Source organism: Vibrio sp. zbq_1 (genome assembly GCF_043102935.1).
GTDB classification, from domain to species: Bacteria; Pseudomonadota; Gammaproteobacteria; order Enterobacterales; family Vibrionaceae; genus Vibrio; species Vibrio parahaemolyticus.
Map to the genome: position 1 here is coordinate 102,115 of NZ_JBICJH010000036.1, position 21,306 is coordinate 123,420.

The window sequence follows — 21,306 nt, forward strand, 5'->3', positions numbered from 1 at the left end:
CACACAACATACGGAGCACATCATGGACACCAGAATTCAGTTTCGTGTTGATGAAGAAACGAAACGACTAGCCCAGCAAATGGCAGAAAGCCAAGGCAGAACACTAAGTGACGCTTGTCGTGAACTGACTGAACAACTAGCTGACCAACAGAGAAAGACTTTATCTCACGATGCATGGTTAACTGAACAAGTTAACTTGGCTTTTGAGAAGTTTGACTCAGGAAAAGCCACTTTTGTTGATCACGAATCAGCTAAATCACGTATGGCTGAGCGCAAAGCTAAAATCCGTAACCGAGGCAAATTATGATTTTGTGGGAAGAAGAGTCTCTCAACGATCGTGAAAAGATCTTTGAGTTTCTTTACGACTTCAACCCAGAGGCTGCTGAAAAAACCGATGAAGTTATTGAAGCCAAAGTGGAAAACCTTCTAGAACAACCTCATATGGGAGTCCAACGAGACGGAATTAGAGGGCGATTGCTCATTATTCCAGAGATATCAATGATTGTTTCGTACTGGGTTGAAGGCGATATCATTCGCATTATGCGTGTACTACACCAAAAACAAAAATTCCCTGTGAGCTAGTTATGTCGACTGGGCAACTAACGCCTTGTTAAGGGGTGAAGCACGCAACACCGATGCTACCGCATACCGCCTTAGCCACTAAAACCAACGCATAGTAAAAATGCCACGCGTGCTGAATCCCTCTTGAACAAATTGTTATACGCGTTCTATCGGTTGTACTTAACCTTGTTCAAAACTTCTTTTAGTTCATGTGTTTTTTCAAGGTTTACGCCGTGAACATTGGCTAAAGTACAAACATAATACAAGACGTCATACAACTCTTCTGCGATTGAACCTTTAAGTTCATCTAACGTTGGCTGACCACTTTTACCTTTGCGAATAGATTCCGATAATTCGCCAACTTCTTCGATTAATTTTAAAAAATAGTGTTCAGATTGCTCTGGCGCATAATCGAATTCTTTGATATGACTTTGTAACTCAGATAACTTCATAACGTCCTTTTTGTATCATTTTCCATAAAGCGTATAACGCCCAATTAAGGTGTGAAGCACGCGACCACGGTACTTCATTTGAACACCGTAAACACTTAGCCAAACCTAAACCAAAAATGCCAAGCGTGCTGAATCACTCTTAAATTGTTTGTTAGTACGCTGTTCCTAAACCTTTTGGTTTGCACCAAGATACTGAAATATAGCACGAAACTATTGGCTTAAAACGCTGAAGCCAAACGGGTAACTGCCAAACTAGAGCTCAACCTCAAAACGCAAGTTGGCTAGAAGAAAAATACGCAAAACTACCCTATTATGGCCAGTTTCAAATTAGCAAAGGATTCGGTCACCGAACTTTGGCAACCACACCAAAGTACAGAATTGAAGGCTAAAAAGCCAACAACACAAAAGAAACCGCGCCAACGAAATAGCCAAAAAGTTAGAAACCGTAAACGGTGAAATCGACGCGAGCACTTCTCATATAGTGCCACCGGAAAGAACGTGAAAGGCACATTTGATCCGGTGTAAAGATAGAACGCGAAACCAATAAACACTGAAACTTTTGACCTTTGATGCCAATCCCGTACTAACGCCGCGTTAAGTGGTGAACAACGCGACCACCTAACCTAAACCATTGTGCCGTAAACACTAAAGCTGAATCAAACCGAAAATGCTAAGCGTTGTGAATCCGTCTTAAACGCTTTGTTATATGAGTTTTGGGGCCATTTGACTGATTTTATCTACCAAGGTTTTGCCCGGTAGTTCTTCTTTTAGGATCTTAGCGTACTCGATTCTATGGTGTAGCTTGGTAACAAGCTGACCACAGATAGACATAAATTTGGTCTCCGATGTTCCATTGTCGCTAACAGAAACTTTATCAATACGTTTGCTTATCTGTGGAGATGTGAGGTCAGTTCGCCAGTCATGGGCTAGGTCATTCCTTATATTGGCAAGAAATTTGACTTGTTCAAACTCAGTATCAGTAATCAATGCTAACATATGACACACATTAGCTTTGTTCATTAAGGTATTTAAGCAACCCGATAGATCTGATGTTAACTTTTGTGCCTTTGATTGATTTGGACTGAATTCAACCAACAACTGAGCAAGTAAATGATCGACAAAGGAAACGATATTTATGACTTTTCCACGACTATTTTCTGCTTTTACTTGAGCGGAAAATTTAGATAGAAATAGTTTTTCTTTCTCATCTTTAGCAAAAGCTAAGAATTCAAATGAGCCTGAATTTGAATCTTCCATCTTAACATGTACTCCTAAGCATATAACGCCCAATTAAGGTGTGAAGCACACGATGACCTAGCCGCTGCATAGCACTTCAACACCAAAAACACTGCATACCAAAAATGCTACGCGTGCTGAATCACTCTTAAATTGTTTGTTAGCCCACATCATTTAAAGCGTAATTTAAGCTAAAAGAAACTTAAAACACCCTGAACGAGTTTTCTACCTGACTCTGTAAACAACCAAACAAATCCACTGATATTTAAAACGATTGTGACCCAAAGAATGAACTTGAAAGGTTGCTTTCTTGATTTGTGTCGCAGTTGGAACTGAGCTAATAATGCTCCAGGCCAGCCACCTACCAAAGAGAGTGTATGCAGTGTGTTTTCTGGCGTTCGCCAACTGCCATTCTGTGCCGCCTGTTTATCCCAAGCAAACATCAAGTATGTAAAAGTGCTCAGTATTAAATACACAGGAATCAGAAATATTACACCGTTGAACATGGTTATCGATGCTGTTGCTGCAACTAAAAAACTAAAACCAAACAGCACAGTGTAAGGGAAGCCACTGGCACCTTGAACTAGCACATTTTCAGCATTGAAGCGCCCCTTTTTATCCTCAGTCACATCAAAGGTAACGCTATCATTTAGCTTAGGGCGATAACCTCGGTTTTTGATGGATGAAATATGGAAAAACACCCTAAGTTCCCCACCAACAGACGAAATAAACCCATAACCTTTATTATCATTCCATTCTACTATTTGACCCTTCATCATCATCCTTAGCTAATTGTGACACCTGTGGGCTAACGCCGCGTTAAGTGGTGAGCAACGCAGACCACCCTGCCTAAACCATTGCGCCGTAAACACTAAAGCTGAATCAAACCGAAAATGCCGAGCGTTGGGAATCCGCCTTAAACGCTTTGTTAGTTTTCTTCAGCACCGTACCTACGAACAAAAAGGTTCACACTTTCAAGCATTATTTTGGCTCGTTCCCTATTACTAATTTCGTCCCATTTACCATGGGCAGCTTCATTTCTAAGTCCAGCCCAAGCCAGAATATCCTTATTATCTTGGGATGTTAGAAGCTTATTTTCATATAATTTTTTCGCATAGTTGGAGATCCCAGCTTTTAAATTCCCCATTTTTACATTTTCTCGTTCCACCCACTTGGCTAGAAACTCCTCCAATGTAGCACCAATTAAAACTATTGCTGCTGCAGGGTGTACCTTCTTATCATTGAGTAAAACTCTAGCCTGTTCTAGAAAGTCAGATACGATTTTATCTTCTGCTTGCTGGAGAGGAGTAAAATCCTCAACAAACCCTTCTTCAACGAACTCTAAAAAACCAATGAGTATGTTTGATATAGCGTCTTTATCTGGATTTTTGTCATCTAGAAACAACAGTGAGGTATAAAATTCACTCTCGTCACCAATGTAAACTCGAAAAAACTCTTTAGCTCTAGCAGCTAAACTATGCGCTTTGGGTGAGCCAGGATCAATTTTCTCCGCCTCGACAATTAACTTTCTTATATAGTTTACTGCTTTATCTACTTGCATCTGACATCTCATTCTTGAAAAACTAACGCCCTGTTAAGGGGTGAGCAACGCAATACCGAAGCCGCCGCAAACCACCTTAAACACTAAAATCAACGCATAGTAAAAATGCCACGCGTTGCGAATCCCTCTTGAACAGTTTGTTAACTTAGCGCCCTTCAGTTTTCGCCGAGCTTACAGCCACTGTAGCCAAAGCTGGTTTCACTAATTAATGATTAGTAAAGCTAACTCAAATATGTGTTTAACCAAAAGATTACAGTTTATCTTTAGTTTGAAATGTGTCTCACAACACCATACTTCGGCGATGTAAGTTCGCCGAACTAATCGCGAATGCCTTATATTATTAGAAGGCTTTGTGCCGCCTTTCACATCAGTAAACTTAAGTACCAAATTTAAATTAGTCGCATTAGCTAAATTAAGGAAACCAACCGAACACGCTAGACCTCTGGACCTAGAAACCGTATCAATGTGCTTTCGTATTTTCTGCGCCAGTTAACGCCCAATTAAGGGGTGAACAACGCCTCCACCCAAACCTAAATCATTGTGCCATAAACACTAAATTTGAAATAGAAGCAAAAATGCCGAGCGTTGTGAATCCCTCTTAAATTGCTTGTTATGTGGCTATTACAACTCTTGCTGAATTCCACCGTGACGAACTTTTTCCATATAATCGTAATCAGGGACCAAATCACTATTTTCGTTCAATGAACGCATGGCAGATAGAATCGTATTTTTACCACCTTTAATAGAATACAACCAGAACCTATACGACTTGAGGTACTGTTTGAGCTCTGGAAAAAACCTATAGGTTGTAAAATGGAGCATTCTATTTGACTCGTGCTCTAGGCTCTTTAAATAGTCGTAGTAAGTGCAAAGAATATCCTTTCTTTCCTCATCACTTTTAGAAGCAAAAGTTCGAATACTTTTCAAGTGATCTTTAACAAAGGCGTTTAAAGACCTTCGATTAGTATCATTTTTATGGGTATATAGTAATACTTCATACATTTGAACAAGTCGCATGTTGTCATACCCTACTTCTAGCGAATACTCATTTGGCAAATGATTATATTCAAGAGGTGGAGCAGTAAGTATGTCAAATTCATTGCTGATAAAAGTTTGTTTTAGCAACTCCTCATCACCAGCAAGCATTTTTTCAACAGCCTTAATGTGAGGAATTATAGTGTGCCTCAGTATGATGAGTTCAGATTGAGTAATACGCATAGCAACATCAGACATATACGTTGCTGCATATATCTTTTGTTTCGTTTCTTTTATCCTTCGGGCATAGAACTGCAAAAAAATAATTGTCAAAGATGCCCCAATAGTCGCTATAAATGGAACAATAACTTTTTCACTAAGGATAAAGTCCATCAGTGTGTACCTCCTAAGCCACATAACGCCCTGTTAAGGTGTGAGCAACGTAATACCTATGCCGCCGCATACCACCTTAAACACTAAACACAACGCATAGTGAAAATGCCACGCGTTGCGAATCACTCTTGAACAGTTTGTTAGCCCACATCTCACAGCTAGTGCTAGAACCAATTGCTAATAAAGTTCTGAACGAACACCGAACCTGATGGAGTGAATGTCCAAACAAATGCTCCAATATTTACGAATATCGTCAGCCACAAAATCGATTTAAATGGCTGTTTTTTAGACTTATGACGAAGTTGATTTTGAGCACATAATGCCCCCATCCAACCACCGAGTAACGATAAAAGATGAAGCGTATTTTCTGGTGTCCGCCATTTGCCGTTTTGAGCGGCATTTTTATCTATTGCGTACATTACGTAGGTTACAATGGACATCAGGATATAAGCTGCAATGAACAGCTTCTCACCACCTAATATGAACACAGCTGTACTCGCTAAAACTAAGTAAACAATGCTAAACATGATTGTTGAAGGTACCGAGCCGGAACCTAGAATTGTTACATTAGTGGCGTTGTAACGCCCTTTTTTGTCTTCGTTAACTTCAAATTTAACTTCATCATCGACCTTAGGGCGTCGACCTTTACTCTGAACCGTTGATATATGGAGAAAAACTCTTAATTCACCATTTAATGCCGAAATGAATCCATAACCTTTTGAGTCATTCCACTCTACAACTTTACCTTTGATCATCGAACTCTACTTTTTACTTCTCTCTTGTGGGCTAACGCCTTGCTAAGGTGTGAGTAACGCAATACAAAAGCTACCGCACAGCGCCTTAATCACATAAGCCACCGCAAAGTAAAAATGCCACGCGTTACGAATCACTCTTAAGCAATTTGTTAGTACATACGCTACTTCTATTTATGTACTCCAAGATATTGAAAAGTAGCATGATATGAAAGACTTAGAACACTGAAGTGAGACGGGCAGCTACAAAACTTAAACTCGATTGAGAGACGAGAGTTGGCTAGAAGAAAAACGTACTGAACTACCCTACTTTGCAAGCTTCAATTTAGAAAAGGATTCGATCCTCGCACTCCGACGGCAGCCCTAAGGAAAGCCAAGATTCACTTAGAAAACACAGCGAAAGAGAAGAAGCACCAAAGAAATAGGCTAAGAGTTAGAAGCCGTAAATGGTGAAATCAAAGCGAGCACTCCGCATATAGTGCCACCGGAAAGAACGTGAAAGGCACTAACTTGAAGGTGTAAATATGAGCGCCAAAACAGATAAACACCAAAACTGATGACCTTTGATTTCAAACCCGTACTAACGCCTTGTTAAGGTGTGAGGCACGCAATACCGAATCTGCCGCATACCACCTTAATCACTAAAACCAACGCATAGTAAAAATGCCACGCGTGCCGAATCACTCTTGAACAATTTGTTATACGATTTCTCACAACGAGCGTTGAAACAGACCTTTTTGGGCTTTGAAACCTAATTTTTCAAACAGAGCTTTAGACCGAAAGTTACCTTCATCAATGTCTGCATACAATTTTTCAATGCCCACAGATTTTGCGTGAGAAAATAATAAACTGAGAGCTTCCAACATATAGCCTTGTCGCCAATATGCTGAATTAAGTAAGCATCCAACCTCACATGAACGACCACAATCACTAAAACTATGTAAACCGCAAGTTCCAATAACTTTGTTGGTCGATTGCTCTAAAACTGCCCATTCCAGCGATTCACCCGACTTTTCTAATTGGACGACGCTTTCTAGCATCTGAAATATCAAATCTTTCGATGGAAAAACCGGATCTGAGGCAAATTCCATTGTTTGAACATCACCATAAATCTCAAGCAAGTCTTCAGAATCTTCCATTTGAATTGACCTCAATACAACCCTACTTCCGTGTAAATCAGGCTTCATTTTTCTCCTTAATCGTATAACGCCCTGTTAAGGGGTGAGCAACGCAATACTGAAGCTGCCGCATATCACCTTAATCACTGAAACCAACGCATAGTAAAAATGCCACGCGTTGCGAATCCCTCTTGAACAGTTTGTTAGGTGTTGTTCTCACGTTTAGTAACACAAATTGTTTTAGCCAAAAACAAAAACACCGCTAAGAATTTTAACTGCCATTTTATTTCATTAAACCAAATAAAATCAAAGCTTTAAAAACAACCAGCGTAGAGTTATTGTTACATATTCTTAAGTATTTAAGTAAATACTTAAGAATATGTAACTTTTAACAACTTCAATGAATCACGTCTTTCCAATTCATTCCGCAAACACCTAACGCCGCGTTAAGGGGTGAACAACGCAAGCCACCAAACCTAACTTATTGTGCCATAAACACAAAAGCTAAACTTAGAATCAAAATTGCCAAGCGTTGAGAATCCCTCTTGAACGCTTTGTTATGTGCGTTCCTGCTCTTGCACGATCCTCACCCACTTGGAACGCCACTCCTGCGCTTCCATTGGGTCTGGCCAGAACTCTTTCTGTTTACGGATAAGCCCATTTTCTACCGTATGGAAAGTAACAGCACGCGCCCTTTGAACGCTATCAGTTATAGAAACATCAGTGACTACTGTTTCACCATCACAGACGATTGAATGAACGACGAAATCCCAAGTACCATTTGCTGGATAGTAAGAATTGATTGCTGTGAAGTTGTCTCGTCCAACAGTAAGCTCACCAGATTGAGGCCAAAAACCTTCAAAATCCGGGCTAAGCCACTCACTTGCTTTCGCGAAATCATTAGTTTTCATTGCGTCCCAAAAAGCTAAGACGACTTCCTTTGATTTCATTATTACCCTCCAAGCACATAACGCCCTGTTAAGGGGTGAGCAACGCAATACAAGAGCCGCAGCAAACCACCTTAATCACTAAAGCCAACGCATAGTAAAAATGCCACGCGTTGCGAATCCCTCTTGAACAGTTTGTTAGGTGCGTAGCCAAAGTTGGAAAAAGTCTGTTTCTTCGTGCTTGGGATTCTTGCGCACGAACTTCCAACCATGGCGCTTATAGAATGTGAGAGCTCGATGGTTGGTTCGGCTTACTGAAAGTACAGCACGCAAACAACCCGCTTTACTCAAAGTGCTTACAATATAATCCTGCACTTTTGCAGCGAGTCCTGAACCACGAAAATTCGGCTTTAAGTAAATGAGATGCACATAGCCAGTCTCCGGCTCGGGTGAAAAGCTACGAAACTCTAACTGCCCTGCAAACTGACCATCCACAAATATATGGATATAGAACCATCCTGATGTTGCTAACCGGTCTAATACTCGTTCACGATAACCACTGATGAAATCGTCGAAACCATCGTAATGCCCAAAACTACAAAAATATGCATCTTTTCTCGCAGCAACACACAATTCGAAATCATCAATGTTTATCTGCTGAAAAGCAATTTCCATACTTACCTTTTCCTTCAAGCACCTAACGCTCTGTTAAGGGGTGAGCAACGCAATACCGAAGCCGCTGCACACCACCTTACTCACTTAAACCAACGCATAGTAAAAATGCCACGCGTTGCGAATCCCTCTTGAACAGTTTGTTATATGCATTTATGTAAGGTCACCTTTCTATTTCCACTAAGTAATTTAATACATTTTCCTTTGATTTATTGTTTCTAATTCTTAAAGCAGTATTTATTTCAGTGACAACTACAGCGTCTTCAACAAAATTTTTATCAATGTGACCATTACTCTTAAGCCACTTTGCTATATCCAACCAACTCCAGAGTACTCTAGAACTGTCTACTCTATATATTGGTGAGGGAAAGCCTTTTTCACCCCTTTGACCTTTACTATATCTAGATAGGGTTGTTTTATTGATACCCGTAATCTCAGAAACATCGCTAAGACTAACAACATCCCCCACATCAACAGACTGACACTTCAAACCATTAACTGACTCTATATCTCGGATTGCACTGATAATGGCACTCTTTAAGTTCTCAGCAGAACGGAAGAAGTGTATATATAATGCATCATAAATAATTTTAATCACTGCATCTTTACAGCCTGCTTCATAAAGCAAGTCAGCAACGTCGAACAAAGCTTCTTCATTTCCGCTGTACTTCCCGCTTACCACAACATCAAATTCATATTTCATTTCAAGTCCTCATATTACATGAGCTAAATTACTGTTCAGGAATTAGGGCGCAAGCGCCCTATTCTTAAATACATTTATCTACACAAGAGATTAAATGCTTAGCATGCTCTTCTGCTGGCTCGGGTGTTCCGTGAACAAACAGCTGATGACACTTATCTTCGTTACTACAACGCAAGATTCCGACGATGTGTCCTTTGCCCTTACGAACAATGTAGGTCCATCCACGGCTAATTGCGTACTTAACAACAGCATTAATCTCTTTATTCTTGTGGTAAGCGATAAGATATCTCCTAAACTACTTAGCTTCTGAGTCGGAATACTCATTGGCAACAATTGTAACCGCAACAAGAGCAGGCTGTCAACAATTGTAACCACCAATGAAGATACTAAAGATTTGGATAAGATATGGATGATTCCGGAGAGGAAGCATATAACGCCGCATTAAGGTGTGAGCGACGCTTGGCTATACTTGAGCGAAGCGAAAGCGCCAAGCGTTGCGAATCACTCTTAAATGCTTTGTTATGCGTTTTCTCGATTCCATTCTGCGCTTTTGTTCAGAAAAATCAGTTCTTCTTCAACGTAGTTTCTTAAAGACTCAGGTTCAATTGGAAGGTATGCTATTTTGATTGTATGCCCCCTTCGTACTAGATCTTTTACAGATTCTAACTTAGCTCCAGTTTTAGCATGCTTAGTTATCAAATGATTTCTTAAGCGTTGCCTTGCCAGTCTTCGAGTAGTTTTACCAATGTACTTCAGAGTCGGCTTATCATTGTTGTCTTCTAACTCAAAAATTGCGTAAATATTTGCTGTACCTGAAACTGAATTAAGAAGGGCTTCGTTCTCTTCTTCTATGGATTTTACATTCCAGCTACTAACAGAATTTCGAGGGTATTGGACAACTGAATGGTTTTCCTCATTGTGAATAAAGTCATTGATAGATAGAACGAATTCGTTTAGTTGAGCAATACCTTCAAATTTCATTTCTATTCCTCTAAATCACGTAAAACGCATAACGCCGCGTTAAGTAGTGAGCAACGCAGCCACCTAACCTAAACCATTACACATTAGACACAAAACTTAATTTGAACTGAGAATGCCACGCGTTGCGAATCTGTCTTTAACGCTTTGTTATGTTTATTTTATGATGCCAAAAACTGTGTAATTTTGAAGCCCAACGTTAGCAAAGCTCCGCCTCTGTCAAAAAGTAAGTACCAGATGGAAACAACAACAAGAAAACTACCAACAAAAAATGTTTCGAGAGGTGTTTTACCAAATTTTTTAATAAGAAGATTTTCGGAGTGTGGACTATTTCCAATTATAATCAAACGCTTGAGGGAATAAAACAAGAGTCTAGCCCCCAAATCACTATTACACTTAGTGTAAACAGAGAGTACAAGGTGAGATCGAACCAATTATCAGTTTCCATTTGCTCTATAGCTCCTAAAACCTTGTAAACATAACGCCGCGTTAAGTAGTGAGCAACGCTACCACTGAACCTAACCATACCACCTTAAACACAAAGCCCAACGACGGAATGGAAAATGCCAAGCGTTGGGAATCTGTCTTAAACGCTTTGTTAGCTTTTTACTCTTTCATACCGTTCCAAAAGTGCTTTTGAACATTGTACTAAAGGCTGCCCCATACCCGATAATTTAAGCTCTCCGCTCAAAGTAGTTGCAGTAGCAGTCATTATTGCATCAGATTTTTCTAGTTCTTGTTGCTTTTGAGGTAATGTATTGAGGAAACTAGCAATTTTCTCTGCGTCATTACTTCCAAGCAGGCTAGTACATTCCATTAAGTGATTATATCCAATAGCCTGATCTAAGCCTGCTTCACCCATGTTTTTCACATAGAAACCATAAATTCCACCACCAACCAACACTCCGATTAAAGAGCCTACTGCTAAAGATTTTACGTCTAAATCCACTATATTTTCTCCAATTCGATTAAAAAGCTAACGCCCTGTTAAGGGGTGAGCAACGCAATACCAAAGCCACCGCATACCACCTTAATCACTTAAACCAACGCATAGTGAAAATGCCACGCGTTGCGAATCCCTCTTAAACAGATTGTTAGTTGTATATTTCCCTAGTAGCATAATGACTTAAATAAGATTATTAACGGATTTAACAATGACTACCCATACCTTAGAAGCAAATGACGTTAAGTTTGACAAGGAAACTGGTACGATCCTTTCTTACGAGGCTGATTATAGGGATATAGAAATACCTTCCCACTTTGACAACGTTGAAGTTCGTATCATTGGTCGAAATGCATTTTGCCATAATTGGATAACAAATATAATTCTGCCAAACACGTTGCAGCGACTAGAGTATGGGGCGTTAAGTATGAATTTTATAACTCATATCGTTGTTCCTGAATCTGTTGAATTTATCGGTGAATACGCTCTTTACATGGAAGATGCGGAGATAAAAGTCGACATACTAAATAAAAATGCCGATGTTGATTATTGTGCAATTCACTCACCGGAATATCTAGACGAATTAGAAGACGACGAACTCTGATGTACAACTAACGCCGCATTAAGGGGTGAACAACGCAAACCACCCGACCTAAGGCATTGTGCCGTAAACACTAAAGCCAATTCAAACCAAAACTGCCAAGCGTTGTGAATCCCTCTTGAATGCTTTGTTAGTTGCCAAATCTAAAGCTTAGATTTGAAGTCGATTGCCATTTTGCCAACACTAGTTTTATGTGCTTTGAAAAACTCAGTTCAGGCGCAGTTTCAAAGCGCCTGTCACTGAAACCACTTGGAATTTACAACGCCGAAGAAAACGGGCTTTGAACACCCAAAAAACCTTTTGGAACGACAATGCAACAGAGCAGACTTTCAACAAACTAATCGGCTTCTGAAACAGAAAACCGAAACCGCACAAGAAACCAAAGCACGACTTTCACAAACCCAAATAACTAGAAATTGAAATACGAAAAACCTAACCAAAAACACACGGACATTAGCCCTAAACATTCTGCTTTAGCTGCGTTTTCCTCGTTGGCAACTAACGCCCAGTTAAGGGGTGAAGCACGCAATGACCAAGTTTCTGCATGGCACTTCAACACCGAAACCAACGCATACCAAAAATGCCACGCGTGCTGAATCCCACTTGAACTGTTTGTTAGCACGCTGCCCTTTAAGCCTTTGGTACACGCCAAGACATTGAAATATAGCACGAAATCCATAACTAAAAACACTGAAACCAAACGGGCAGCTGCCAAACTGAAAACTAACTTCAAGACGTAAGTTGGCTAGAAGAAAAACATGCTTAGCTGCCCTTTTCCACCGCTTCAAAATTAGCAAAGAATACGGGCTTCGAACTTGAACAACAGCGACAAAGAGACACTTGTTTTGCCGAAAATTTCTCAGCGCCTAAGAAAACACGCCAGAGAAATCGCCCGAAAGTTAGAAACCGTAAACGATAAACTCAAAGCGAAAACTTCACATCTAGTGCCACCGGAGCGAACATGAAAGACACATTTGATCAGGTGTAAAGCTAGGAAAAAAAACCATTAAACACCAAGACTTTTGACCTCTAATGCCAACCCAGTGCTAACGCCCAATTAAGGTGTGAAGCACGCGACCACGACACTCAATTTAACAACCGTAATCACCGAACTTAACCCAAACTAAAAATGCCAAGCGTGCTGAATCACTCTTAAATTGCTTGTTAGCCCTATGCCCAAAGGTTGCGTGCCTCTACCGCTTCGATTTTGACACCGAAACTCGAAATGTTAGGTAACGTGGCATTGTGGTGCTCTCGAATTTGAGCCCCACTGGCGTGTTCCTTATCATGAGTTGTATGAGCATCCGAAACCAAAGTTACTGGATAACCTAAACCTGCTGCTCTACGAATGGTGGTATCAACGCAAAACTCTGAGGCGTAGCCACACACAATTAAGCTATCTACATCGAGTTCATTCAAAACACTTTGAAGATTAGTATTCAAGAACGAGTCTGGTGTTGTTTTGCGAACGAAATGGTCACCAGTTTGTGTAATTAAGCTCGACTGCAATGCCCAACCAGCGCTTTCGTATTCAATAACAGATTTAGGTTGCTCGTGCTGGACAAAGATAACTGGGACAGACTTAGCACGCGCAAATTTCGTAACCTCATTAATTTTGTTGAGTACGATTTGTGATTCAAATGGTTGAGGTTCCGGGTCGAACAGAATCGACTGAACATCAATAACTAATACTGCAGATTTCATTATTTTCCTCTGATAGGGCTAACGCCCAATTAAGGGGTGAACAACGCCTCCACCCAACCTAACGCATTGTGCCATAAACACTAAATTTGAAGTAGAAGCAAAAGTGCCAAGCGTTGTGAATCCCTCTTAAATTGCTTGTTATGCGTAATTTTTGACGTACTTTGTCATTGCTGTTTCCGAGACTGACAAACCGTCGATTCTATATTGATCTTTGAACTCTCCAACAACATTGAACCCTGCCTTTAGGTAGAGGGTCTTTGCTGGGAGATTCTCTGATAATACACAAAGATCAAGCCAATCAATTTCAGCTTTTTCTTGGCAGAAATTTATAACAGCATCAATGAGTCTTTGACCAAGACCTTGCTTCCGGCAAGAAACATCTACGCCCATACCTAATAGAACTCTGTGAGAACGGCTTTCATCACTGTGGTGGCGAAGATCAATATGACCTTTGATATTTCCAGAGGTGTCTTTTGCAACCCAAAGTTTTCTCCAACCTAAGTCGCCAAACTGATGAGAAAAGCCTTGGATAAACTTATCTTTGGTTGTTTCTGGAATTTCACTTTGCTCTCTGGACATTGGCTGGAAAAGAGGAACTTCTCCATTACCATTTTCAGACAGCTGATTTTCTAGATACACAAAGAATGAATCTAAGTCCGATTTTTCCGCTTCTACTATTTCCATCTAGTTATCGGTACTCCATCAATTACGCATAACGCCTTGTTAAGGTGTGAGGCACGCTATACCAAAGCTTCCGCATACTACCTTAACCACTAAAACCAACGCATAGTAAAAATGCCACGCGTGCCGAATCACTCTTGAACAATTTGTTATGCGTATGGTTTAACGCCTAAACTCTTTATCACCTCATGACTGTGCATTACACGTGAGACTGCGCTCTCTGTCAGCCACCAATTGTCCCTGCGAGTGCTTCTATCGTTTACAAAGTAACCATAAAGTTCCAAGCTTTGCGGTAAGACGTATTTAAATAGGTGCTTTGCCCGTTTTATGTGGAAAGCCGTTGTCAGTATTGCCACTGATTTTTTCGCGACTTCACTTTCTACGATAATCTCTGCGGAAAATTGTGCATTCTCTACTGTATTTTTTGCATGTGGCTCTAAGATAATATCCGATTCTGAAACACCATTAGCCAAAGCATACTCTCTCATAGACTCAAATTCGGGCTTTCGCTCTATTGCCAAGTTGCCACCTGACAACAGAAGCTTGGAAACTTTTTTCTCTTTGTACAGTTGTACAGCAGTTGGCATCTTGTATTGAGTTGCTTTGTAACTACCAAGTACAACAAGTACTTCTGCATGTTGGAACTCGTCTTGGTGCTTCGGAAAAACCACCTCCGTAATACTCTCGATTTCGTTTTTATTCAATCCTCTTCCCTTATACGATTGAGTGAATACGCATAACGCCGCATTAAGGCGTGAACAACGCATTAAGGCGTGAACAACGCATTAAGGCGTGAACAACGCATTAAGGCGTGAACAACGCAATACACAACGGCTACCGCATTGCGCCTTAAACACAAAATTCTACGCAAACCCAAAAATGCCACGCGTTGTGAATCGCGCTTAAATGCTTTGTTATACGCCCAACGCTGAAGCTACAATTTTAAGCCAAGCCCCACTTTGTAAGCACGAATTTTTATGTGTATTGATGCACTTTTGTGAAACTAAGACATTCAGCGATTTTTGATTGAAGTGCACTTGAAACACACAACACCAAAGAAAACAGAACTTCAACAAGCACGTAAGCTTTTGGGCAGACTACTTAATAGGGCTGAGTTTCAACAAACACTACCGCATCGAATTTGAGCCTGAAGGCTTCGGGAAGCTTACCTAATGATTTAACGAAAACATAAGGAAATACAAAGCGATGAACCACAAGAAAAGGTGACTTTGATACAAGGAATAATCAGCAAAACTCACTCTGCGTATAACGCCCAGTTAAGGGGTGAACAACGTAATACAAAAGCCGCTGCATACCGCCTTAAACACTAAAACCAACGCATAGTATAAATGCCACGCGTTGTGAATCCCTCTTGAACTGTTTGTTAGGCTAATTTTACGCTCGCTATTCGCCAGTAGCCTACAAGAACGGCCAATACAATCCATTGTGTTAAATACCATAGATAATACGATGCTTGGCTATCAATTAAGTAAAAATAAATTACTAGTCCGAAACTCGTGAACACCGAAAAGACATATAGAAACCATAGTGCTACACAAACGTTATTGTTGAACTCAGAAAGCTTCTCTCTCCTATCTATACCTGAGAGAAATATAAGCCCAAAACCAATAATGCAGCCTACTCCAAGCTGGAAAAATGAAAGCGGAACCAAAACCCAAAGTGACATCTTTATCTCCCTGATTAGCCTAACGCCCAGTTAAGGGGTGAAGCACGCAATGACCAAGCTGCCGCATGGCACTTCAACACCGAAATCACCGCATACCAAAAATGCCACGCGTGCTGAATCCCTCTTGAACTGTTTGTTAGGCTGGTGCTCACGATGGTTATGATTCCCAATCATCAGCTCGTAAAGCAAGGTAAACACAATATAACCAAAAAAGGACGACACCTATTTTAAACAAGAGCTCTACAAATCCGTTTAATGACGAAAACGTTAAAATATAATGCACTATCCCTTTATAGCTTTCCGAACCAAGAAAAATACCATTTACTGCACCATAGCCAGAGAAACAAACAAAACCTGCAGCCCAATCCGAAAGCTGTTTACTCTCTTTTGAGATGTTTGAAATCTTCAGATTTCCTAATATTTGCAAACGAGCCAATGATAGCGCCCCTCGGAGCGCAGGGAAAAGACCAACAACTAACAACGAGTAAGAGCCAACAAATAGCATTATCTTGAAAACAGGCGCTTTCAATAAAAGTCCATACGCAGATGAAATTGCGAGACTGGTAGGGTCTATTTGCGCTGAGATTAACCATAGATCCAAGTAAGAAATAAAACACAACAGCAATACTAAGAATCTTACATCAACAACACTTTCGAGAAGCGAAGGAACACTTCTAGCAGTAGAAGATGTTGGTTTTGTTTCTTCCATGATTGTCTCCTTTATCCGATAGCAGCCTAACGCTCTGTTAAGGGGTGAGCAACGCAATACTGAAGCCGCCGCATACCACCTTAAACACTAAAACCAACGCATAGTGAAAATGCCACGCGTTGCAAATCCCTCTTGAACAGTTTGTTAACTGAGCGCCTTTCAGTTTTCGCCGATCTTTCAGCCACTTTCGCCAAAGCTCGTTTTGCTAATTAATGATTAGCAAAGCTAACTCAAATATGTATTTAACCAAAAAATTACCGTTTATCTTTAGTTTGAAATGCGTCTCACAACACCATACTTCGGCGATGTAAGTGCGCCGAACTAATCGCGAATGCCTTATATTATTAGAAGGCTTTGTGCCGCCTTTCACATCAGTAAACTTAAGTCTCAAACTGAAATTAGTCGCATTAGCTCAGCTATGGAAACCGACCGAACACGCTAAATCTCTGAACCTAGAAACTGTATCATTGTGCTTTCGTATTTTCTGCGCCAGTTAACGCCCTGTTAAGGTGTGAGCAACGCAATACCGAATCCCCTGCATACCACCTTAAACATTAAAACCAACGCATAGTGAAAATGCCACGCGTTGCGAATCACTCTTAAACAGATTGTTATAACTCTGATTTTGCCTTTGAGTACAGCTTATGCACGACGTCCGAATTAGAGAAATCGATACAATAGGCTAACTCTATCACGCTACCATTTTTTGATTTGTAAGCTGTAGTATTTCTGCTTTCCAATAACTCACTTAGATCAAAGAATACCTCCAAAGGCAAATCCGAGAACTCTCGATAACCTTGCATTGCTGTGACCGCATCTTTAGCCACATCAGAGCCCTTGTATTTGGTTGCGATACAAGATGAAAGAGCAAAATTTTTGAACAATCGTTCATCACTTTGAGTGCTTAGAGGGCTTGCGTTGAGTCCCAAACTAAAAACAGCAACCAAAATGGTACCGACTAATATTCTAGTTTTCATAGGTTAGCCCTCTTTGCTTCTGAGAAGTAATGATGAAATGACAAAAGAGTTATAACGCCACGTTAAGTTGTGAGCAACGCTACCACCTAACCTAAGCCATTGCGCCGTAAACACAAAAGATAATTAAAACTAAAAATGCCATGCGTTGCGAATCAGCCTTAAACGTCTTGTTATGTGTGTTAGCTTAATGTTGGTTGGGAAGAGTTATTGGCACCTTAAATGCTATACGAGAACTAACACTGTCCTTGGTTTCTCCGCTCTTACTCAACCCCAAGCCAAGCACAGATATTTTTGCAGATCCACTTCCGTTGTCTTCCGTAGTCACAGCAATGTCAAATTCTATAGTCTGCATGAGTGTTTTATTTGGTGACTTTAATTCATCGGTCGCTCCTCGGTCGAGTCTTGGCGTCTCGTTTATTAAAGCACCATATACAGAAACTTCTTTTTGAGCTTCATGTACACCCTTACAAATCATAACCAATGATTTCTCGATAAATTTATCTAATTCCATAACTTCCTCATCGTCGACCACTAACACATAACGCCGCATTAAGGTGTGAGCGACGATTGGCTATACTTGAGCGAAGCGAAACTGCCAAGCGTTGCGAATCACTCTTAAATGCTTTGTTATACAAATGATTACAGCGCAAAAAAGCTACCTAATATCGCGACAATTAATCCAATAAGGATTTCCTTACCGTAATCGCGGTACAAACGCTTGTACCAAACATCTTTAACTTTTAATGGTATGGGATATTTAGTATTTAACCACAACGCTAAATTAGCCGAAGACTCCCCGATATGGTAGAGCGTGCCTGTATGTATCCAATTCTTAGAGCCATTTTCGTCTATTTCGTACCCAGACGTGCCAATTTCATATGATGAAGTATGCTTTTTAAGCATTCTGTACCATGCCCATTGAGGTCTCTCACCAGAAATGATATTTCCATATTCACTTTCCGACTTTAGTAACTCGATTAACTGCTCACCTGCTAACTCACAGAGTAACTCAAACTCCTCGACTGATTTGCAAGGTTGACCAGCGACACGCCACCACTCTCCTGCTGCTCCAGTTTGATCATCCAATCGATGATATTGAAGTACAGGTGCTAATGTTCGAAATCTATGCTCAAAGTCCAGCCACGAGTTCATTTATTACTCCATTTGTATAACGCCGCGTTAAGTGGTGAACAACGCGACCACCCAACCTAAACCATTGTGCCGTAAACACTTAAGCTGATTCAAACTAAAAATGCCAAGCGTTGTGAATCCGTCTTAAACGCTTTGTTATGTTTATGTCTCTAAGGCTAGCGCTTGAATTGCTTCCGGAATATATGAAAACTGGATTTTTGTTATGCAAACTCCAGCCTTTGAAAACTCGTGCTCTTGAATTAGTAGTGTGACAAATTCTAGGGATAACCGCTTACCGTCAACTTCGTAGTCATAACTTCCGGTGCTATCTCTAACTACGTAACTTTGTCCACCACTGTCTATTAAACGGTCTGAGGCGCTCCAAATTAACGCCTCTAGCTCAAGAACCAAATCTTGCTCAGAAGCCAAAAATAATAGTTCTGAATCCCCTTCTAGCTTTAGGATGCATGGCCACTGAATCATCATTTTCTCCGATAAACATAACGCCGCATTAAGGGGTGAACAACGCCACCACCTAACCTAAACCATTGTGCCGTAAACACTAAAGCCAATTCAAACCAAAACTGCCAAGCGTTGTGAATCCCTCTTGAATGCTTTGTTAGTTGCCAGATCTAAAGCTTTGATTTGAAGTTTGTTACCGCTTTGACAACACTAGACTTACGTGTTTTAGAAACCTCAAATCAGGCGCAGTTTCAAAGCGACTGCCACTGAAACCACTTGGAATTTACAACGCCGTAGAAAACGGGCTTTGAACACCAAACAAACCTTTTGGAACGACAATGCAGCAGGGCAGACTTTCAGCAAGTAAATCGGCTTCTGAAACGGCAAACCAAACTAGGAAAAGATCGAAGCTCAATTTCTGCGAACCAAGATCCCGAAGTTCGAAGTGTAGAATCGCGCAAAACACACGAACGATTAGACCTAATCACTCTGTTTTAGCTGCAATTTTCTCGTTGGCAACTAACGCCGCGTTAAGGGGCAGCAACGCGCTACCACCAAACTTTAATTTACCACCGTAAACACAAATACCAAGACTTAAGCCAAACTCGCCACGCGTTGACTGTCCCTCTTGAACGCTTTGTTATGTGACATTTTCAATAGCTTGTGCTGCGCTAACAGCAACTTTACCCAAATCAGATTCTGTTTGTATAGCAAGATATTCACACCCTTTGAACTCAAGTTGCATATACTTTGCTGTCAATTCAAATGGCTGTACGAAACAATCAGGCAGTTCCAAATTGTAACCCGTAGATAGAACTGAAATTGACTTACCCTTTAGCCTACGCCCCAATTCCTTTTCAATCGTTAAAAGGTCAGATAATCGGTCAAAGAAGACTTTTAGCTGTGCTGACATTGAGTACCAATACACAGGAGAAGCAAACACCAGATGATCAAAACTGAGTAGTTCATGGATTATGGGAAGGAAATCATCGTTTTTATTTTCATGCGAATAGTCATAAAAACTAACGTTGAAATTAGATAGATCAAACAACTTTGCACCCGACTGCTCTACAAAAGAGTCTGCTAATTTTCGGGTATTTCCGTCAGATTTAGAAGTACCCAATATGACTGCAATGTTCATTAAACCTCCATGTTACATAACGCCGCATTAAGGGGTGAACAACGCCACCACCCAACCTAAACCATTGTGCCGTAAACACTAAAGCCGATTCAAACCAAAACCGCCAAGCGTTGTGAATCCCTCTTAAATGCCTTGTTATGTTTTTGATTTTTGCGTACTTTCTTGTTTAAGTAACTCAAGCGCAAACTCTCGTAACACCCGAGCATTGTCGCCACTGACTACATCACCGCAAGCATGACCCTGATATTTGACTAAAGGGCTTGAATATATGGGAAGTATGTTCCGCTCATAACTCATTATTGTGCCTGAGTCGCCACATTTAAATGCGCGAGCGTAAGGAATGAGTTTTTCGTGATATTCTTGCGGAACCGCAGACTTCAAAGACATCGTTAGATTTGGAACTGGGCTGCTCTCCCTGTGTTGTGCCCACGACAAATGTCCTAGCTCATGCTCCAAAATATGCATTGGTGCACCAGATGACATAGCAAAAAACCAACCACCAAAATATGGAGAGGCTTGTCCAGATAAGCCTAGTAACCTTTCATACCTTTTATGGAAGATTAAGCCATATACTTCTCTCGTATGCGTGTCACTGAAAGTAACGCCCTCGCTTTCGAGAACTTTCTTCACAATGCGCCGTGCTGAACTAAAGCTATTAACTGTATTTTTATCTAGTGATATAGCCGAGATCTTTCCAATCTTTCTTTGCAAAGGGATACACGAATTATCAAGCACCTGATTAGCATATTTTATTGACTGCTTCATGGAGTTTTTTACTTCATCTAATGTGGATGACTCTAAGACTTCTTCATCAACAAAAAAATGTACGTGTGTTGTCGCGACAGAGTCTAATTTACAATCGGAGAGCTCTAACCCCTTTGAACTCGGTTTAGTTGCTATAGCTATGATGACTACTATCAGTAGAGACATAACCACAACTATTCTAGGTTTTGATTTCAAAAATCCTCCTCCATGATGCTTA

The 21,306-nt window shown here is 40.6% G+C and carries 26 protein-coding genes; 3 read left to right on the forward strand and 23 right to left on the reverse strand.

Annotated elements, in window-relative coordinates; genetic code table 11:
- Positions 1-22: 22 nt before the first annotated feature.
- Both ACF8CV_RS17000 and ACF8CV_RS17005 read left to right on the forward strand, forming a co-directional pair.
- Positions 23-307 (forward strand): type II toxin-antitoxin system RelB/DinJ family antitoxin, encoded by a 285-nt coding sequence (locus ACF8CV_RS17000; RefSeq protein WP_005497249.1) that lies wholly within the window; start codon positions 23-25, stop codon positions 305-307.
- Positions 304-582, forward strand: coding sequence for a type II toxin-antitoxin system mRNA interferase toxin, RelE/StbE family (locus ACF8CV_RS17005; protein WP_005497247.1), 279 nt, complete (start codon positions 304-306; stop codon positions 580-582). The genes ACF8CV_RS17000 and ACF8CV_RS17005 overlap by 4 nt, the downstream gene beginning before the upstream one ends.
- A gap of 146 nt (positions 583-728) precedes the next feature.
- Here the strand turns inward: ACF8CV_RS17005 and ACF8CV_RS17010 are convergent, their stop codons facing one another.
- The 12 genes from ACF8CV_RS17010 to ACF8CV_RS17065 form a co-directional block, all read right to left on the reverse strand.
- The gene (locus ACF8CV_RS17010) at positions 729-1,013 is read right to left on the reverse strand and encodes a MazG nucleotide pyrophosphohydrolase domain-containing protein (RefSeq protein WP_021453788.1); all 285 of its coding nucleotides are present in this window, start codon (positions 1,011-1,013) and stop codon (positions 729-731) included.
- Between the two features lie 702 nt (positions 1,014-1,715).
- Complete coding sequence (locus tag ACF8CV_RS17015; RefSeq protein ID WP_138938638.1) at positions 1,716-2,270, reverse strand: hypothetical protein; 555 nt, start codon at positions 2,268-2,270, stop codon at positions 1,716-1,718.
- A gap of 170 nt (positions 2,271-2,440) precedes the next feature.
- Positions 2,441-3,031, reverse strand: coding sequence for a cold shock and DUF1294 domain-containing protein (locus tag ACF8CV_RS17020; RefSeq protein ID WP_138937928.1), 591 nt, complete (start codon positions 3,029-3,031; stop codon positions 2,441-2,443).
- A 146-nt stretch (positions 3,032-3,177) separates the two neighbouring features.
- The gene (locus tag ACF8CV_RS17025; protein WP_138937927.1) at positions 3,178-3,810 is read right to left on the reverse strand and encodes a hypothetical protein; all 633 of its coding nucleotides are present in this window, start codon (positions 3,808-3,810) and stop codon (positions 3,178-3,180) included.
- Between the two features lie 621 nt (positions 3,811-4,431).
- Positions 4,432-5,178 (reverse strand): hypothetical protein, encoded by a 747-nt coding sequence (locus ACF8CV_RS17030; RefSeq protein ID WP_171055911.1) that lies wholly within the window; start codon positions 5,176-5,178, stop codon positions 4,432-4,434.
- Between the two features lie 164 nt (positions 5,179-5,342).
- A complete protein-coding gene (locus tag ACF8CV_RS17035) occupies positions 5,343-5,933 on the reverse strand; it encodes a cold shock and DUF1294 domain-containing protein (protein WP_170827819.1) in 591 nt (196 codons plus the stop codon).
- Between the two features lie 707 nt (positions 5,934-6,640).
- Positions 6,641-7,117, reverse strand: coding sequence for a GNAT family N-acetyltransferase (locus tag ACF8CV_RS17040; protein ID WP_138937926.1), 477 nt, complete (start codon positions 7,115-7,117; stop codon positions 6,641-6,643).
- 488 nt (positions 7,118-7,605) lie between these two features.
- A complete protein-coding gene (locus ACF8CV_RS17045; RefSeq protein WP_138937925.1) occupies positions 7,606-7,998 on the reverse strand; it encodes a nuclear transport factor 2 family protein in 393 nt (130 codons plus the stop codon).
- Positions 7,999-8,133: 135 nt separating this feature from the next.
- Entirely contained in the window at positions 8,134-8,610 is a 477-nt protein-coding gene (locus ACF8CV_RS17050) for an N-acetyltransferase (RefSeq protein WP_138937924.1), read from the reverse strand.
- A 160-nt stretch (positions 8,611-8,770) separates the two neighbouring features.
- Positions 8,771-9,310, reverse strand: a complete 540-nt coding sequence (locus ACF8CV_RS17055) for an AlpA family transcriptional regulator (RefSeq protein ID WP_025506643.1) — start codon at positions 9,308-9,310, stop codon at positions 8,771-8,773.
- Positions 9,311-9,829: 519 nt separating this feature from the next.
- On the reverse strand, positions 9,830-10,291 hold the full coding sequence (locus ACF8CV_RS17060) for a GIY-YIG nuclease family protein (RefSeq protein ID WP_138937923.1): 462 nt from the start codon (positions 10,289-10,291) through the stop codon (positions 9,830-9,832).
- 595 nt (positions 10,292-10,886) lie between these two features.
- The gene (locus ACF8CV_RS17065) at positions 10,887-11,237 is read right to left on the reverse strand and encodes a hypothetical protein (RefSeq protein ID WP_138937922.1); all 351 of its coding nucleotides are present in this window, start codon (positions 11,235-11,237) and stop codon (positions 10,887-10,889) included.
- Between the two features lie 205 nt (positions 11,238-11,442).
- Here ACF8CV_RS17065 and ACF8CV_RS17070 point away from each other — a divergent pair, with 205 nt between their 5' ends.
- Positions 11,443-11,835 (forward strand): leucine-rich repeat protein, encoded by a 393-nt coding sequence (locus tag ACF8CV_RS17070; RefSeq protein WP_132700255.1) that lies wholly within the window; start codon positions 11,443-11,445, stop codon positions 11,833-11,835.
- Between the two features lie 1,167 nt (positions 11,836-13,002).
- Here ACF8CV_RS17070 and ACF8CV_RS17075 read toward each other — a convergent pair.
- The 11 genes from ACF8CV_RS17075 to ACF8CV_RS17125 form a co-directional block, all read right to left on the reverse strand.
- On the reverse strand, positions 13,003-13,536 hold the full coding sequence (locus ACF8CV_RS17075) for a cysteine hydrolase family protein (RefSeq protein WP_021485185.1): 534 nt from the start codon (positions 13,534-13,536) through the stop codon (positions 13,003-13,005).
- Positions 13,537-13,674: 138 nt separating this feature from the next.
- Positions 13,675-14,220: a GNAT family N-acetyltransferase gene (locus tag ACF8CV_RS17080; RefSeq protein WP_138937921.1), complete on the reverse strand. Its 546-nt coding sequence runs from the start codon at positions 14,218-14,220 to the stop codon at positions 13,675-13,677.
- Positions 14,221-14,366: 146 nt separating this feature from the next.
- Positions 14,367-14,921: a YdcF family protein gene (locus ACF8CV_RS17085; RefSeq protein ID WP_230391710.1), complete on the reverse strand. Its 555-nt coding sequence runs from the start codon at positions 14,919-14,921 to the stop codon at positions 14,367-14,369.
- 1,140 nt (positions 14,922-16,061) lie between these two features.
- Entirely contained in the window at positions 16,062-16,670 is a 609-nt protein-coding gene (locus tag ACF8CV_RS17090; protein ID WP_392417317.1) for a hypothetical protein, read from the reverse strand.
- Positions 16,671-17,224: 554 nt separating this feature from the next.
- Complete coding sequence (locus tag ACF8CV_RS17095; protein WP_138937919.1) at positions 17,225-17,590, reverse strand: T6SS amidase immunity protein Tai4 family protein; 366 nt, start codon at positions 17,588-17,590, stop codon at positions 17,225-17,227.
- A gap of 184 nt (positions 17,591-17,774) precedes the next feature.
- Positions 17,775-18,101 carry a hypothetical protein gene (locus ACF8CV_RS17100; protein ID WP_138937918.1) on the reverse strand — a complete coding sequence of 109 codons (327 nt, stop codon included), beginning with the start codon at positions 18,099-18,101 and terminating at the stop codon, positions 17,775-17,777.
- A gap of 128 nt (positions 18,102-18,229) precedes the next feature.
- On the reverse strand, positions 18,230-18,742 hold the full coding sequence (locus ACF8CV_RS17105) for a hypothetical protein (protein ID WP_138937917.1): 513 nt from the start codon (positions 18,740-18,742) through the stop codon (positions 18,230-18,232).
- Between the two features lie 141 nt (positions 18,743-18,883).
- Positions 18,884-19,204, reverse strand: a complete 321-nt coding sequence (locus tag ACF8CV_RS17110) for a DUF4144 family protein (RefSeq protein WP_138937916.1) — start codon at positions 19,202-19,204, stop codon at positions 18,884-18,886.
- A 262-nt stretch (positions 19,205-19,466) separates the two neighbouring features.
- Positions 19,467-19,598: a hypothetical protein gene (locus tag ACF8CV_RS17115; protein WP_268866107.1), complete on the reverse strand. Its 132-nt coding sequence runs from the start codon at positions 19,596-19,598 to the stop codon at positions 19,467-19,469.
- 225 nt (positions 19,599-19,823) lie between these two features.
- A complete protein-coding gene (locus ACF8CV_RS17120) occupies positions 19,824-20,324 on the reverse strand; it encodes a flavodoxin family protein (protein WP_138937915.1) in 501 nt (166 codons plus the stop codon).
- A 135-nt stretch (positions 20,325-20,459) separates the two neighbouring features.
- Positions 20,460-21,284 carry a hypothetical protein gene (locus ACF8CV_RS17125; RefSeq protein WP_230391708.1) on the reverse strand — a complete coding sequence of 275 codons (825 nt, stop codon included), beginning with the start codon at positions 21,282-21,284 and terminating at the stop codon, positions 20,460-20,462.
- Positions 21,285-21,306: the final 22 nt, after the last annotated feature.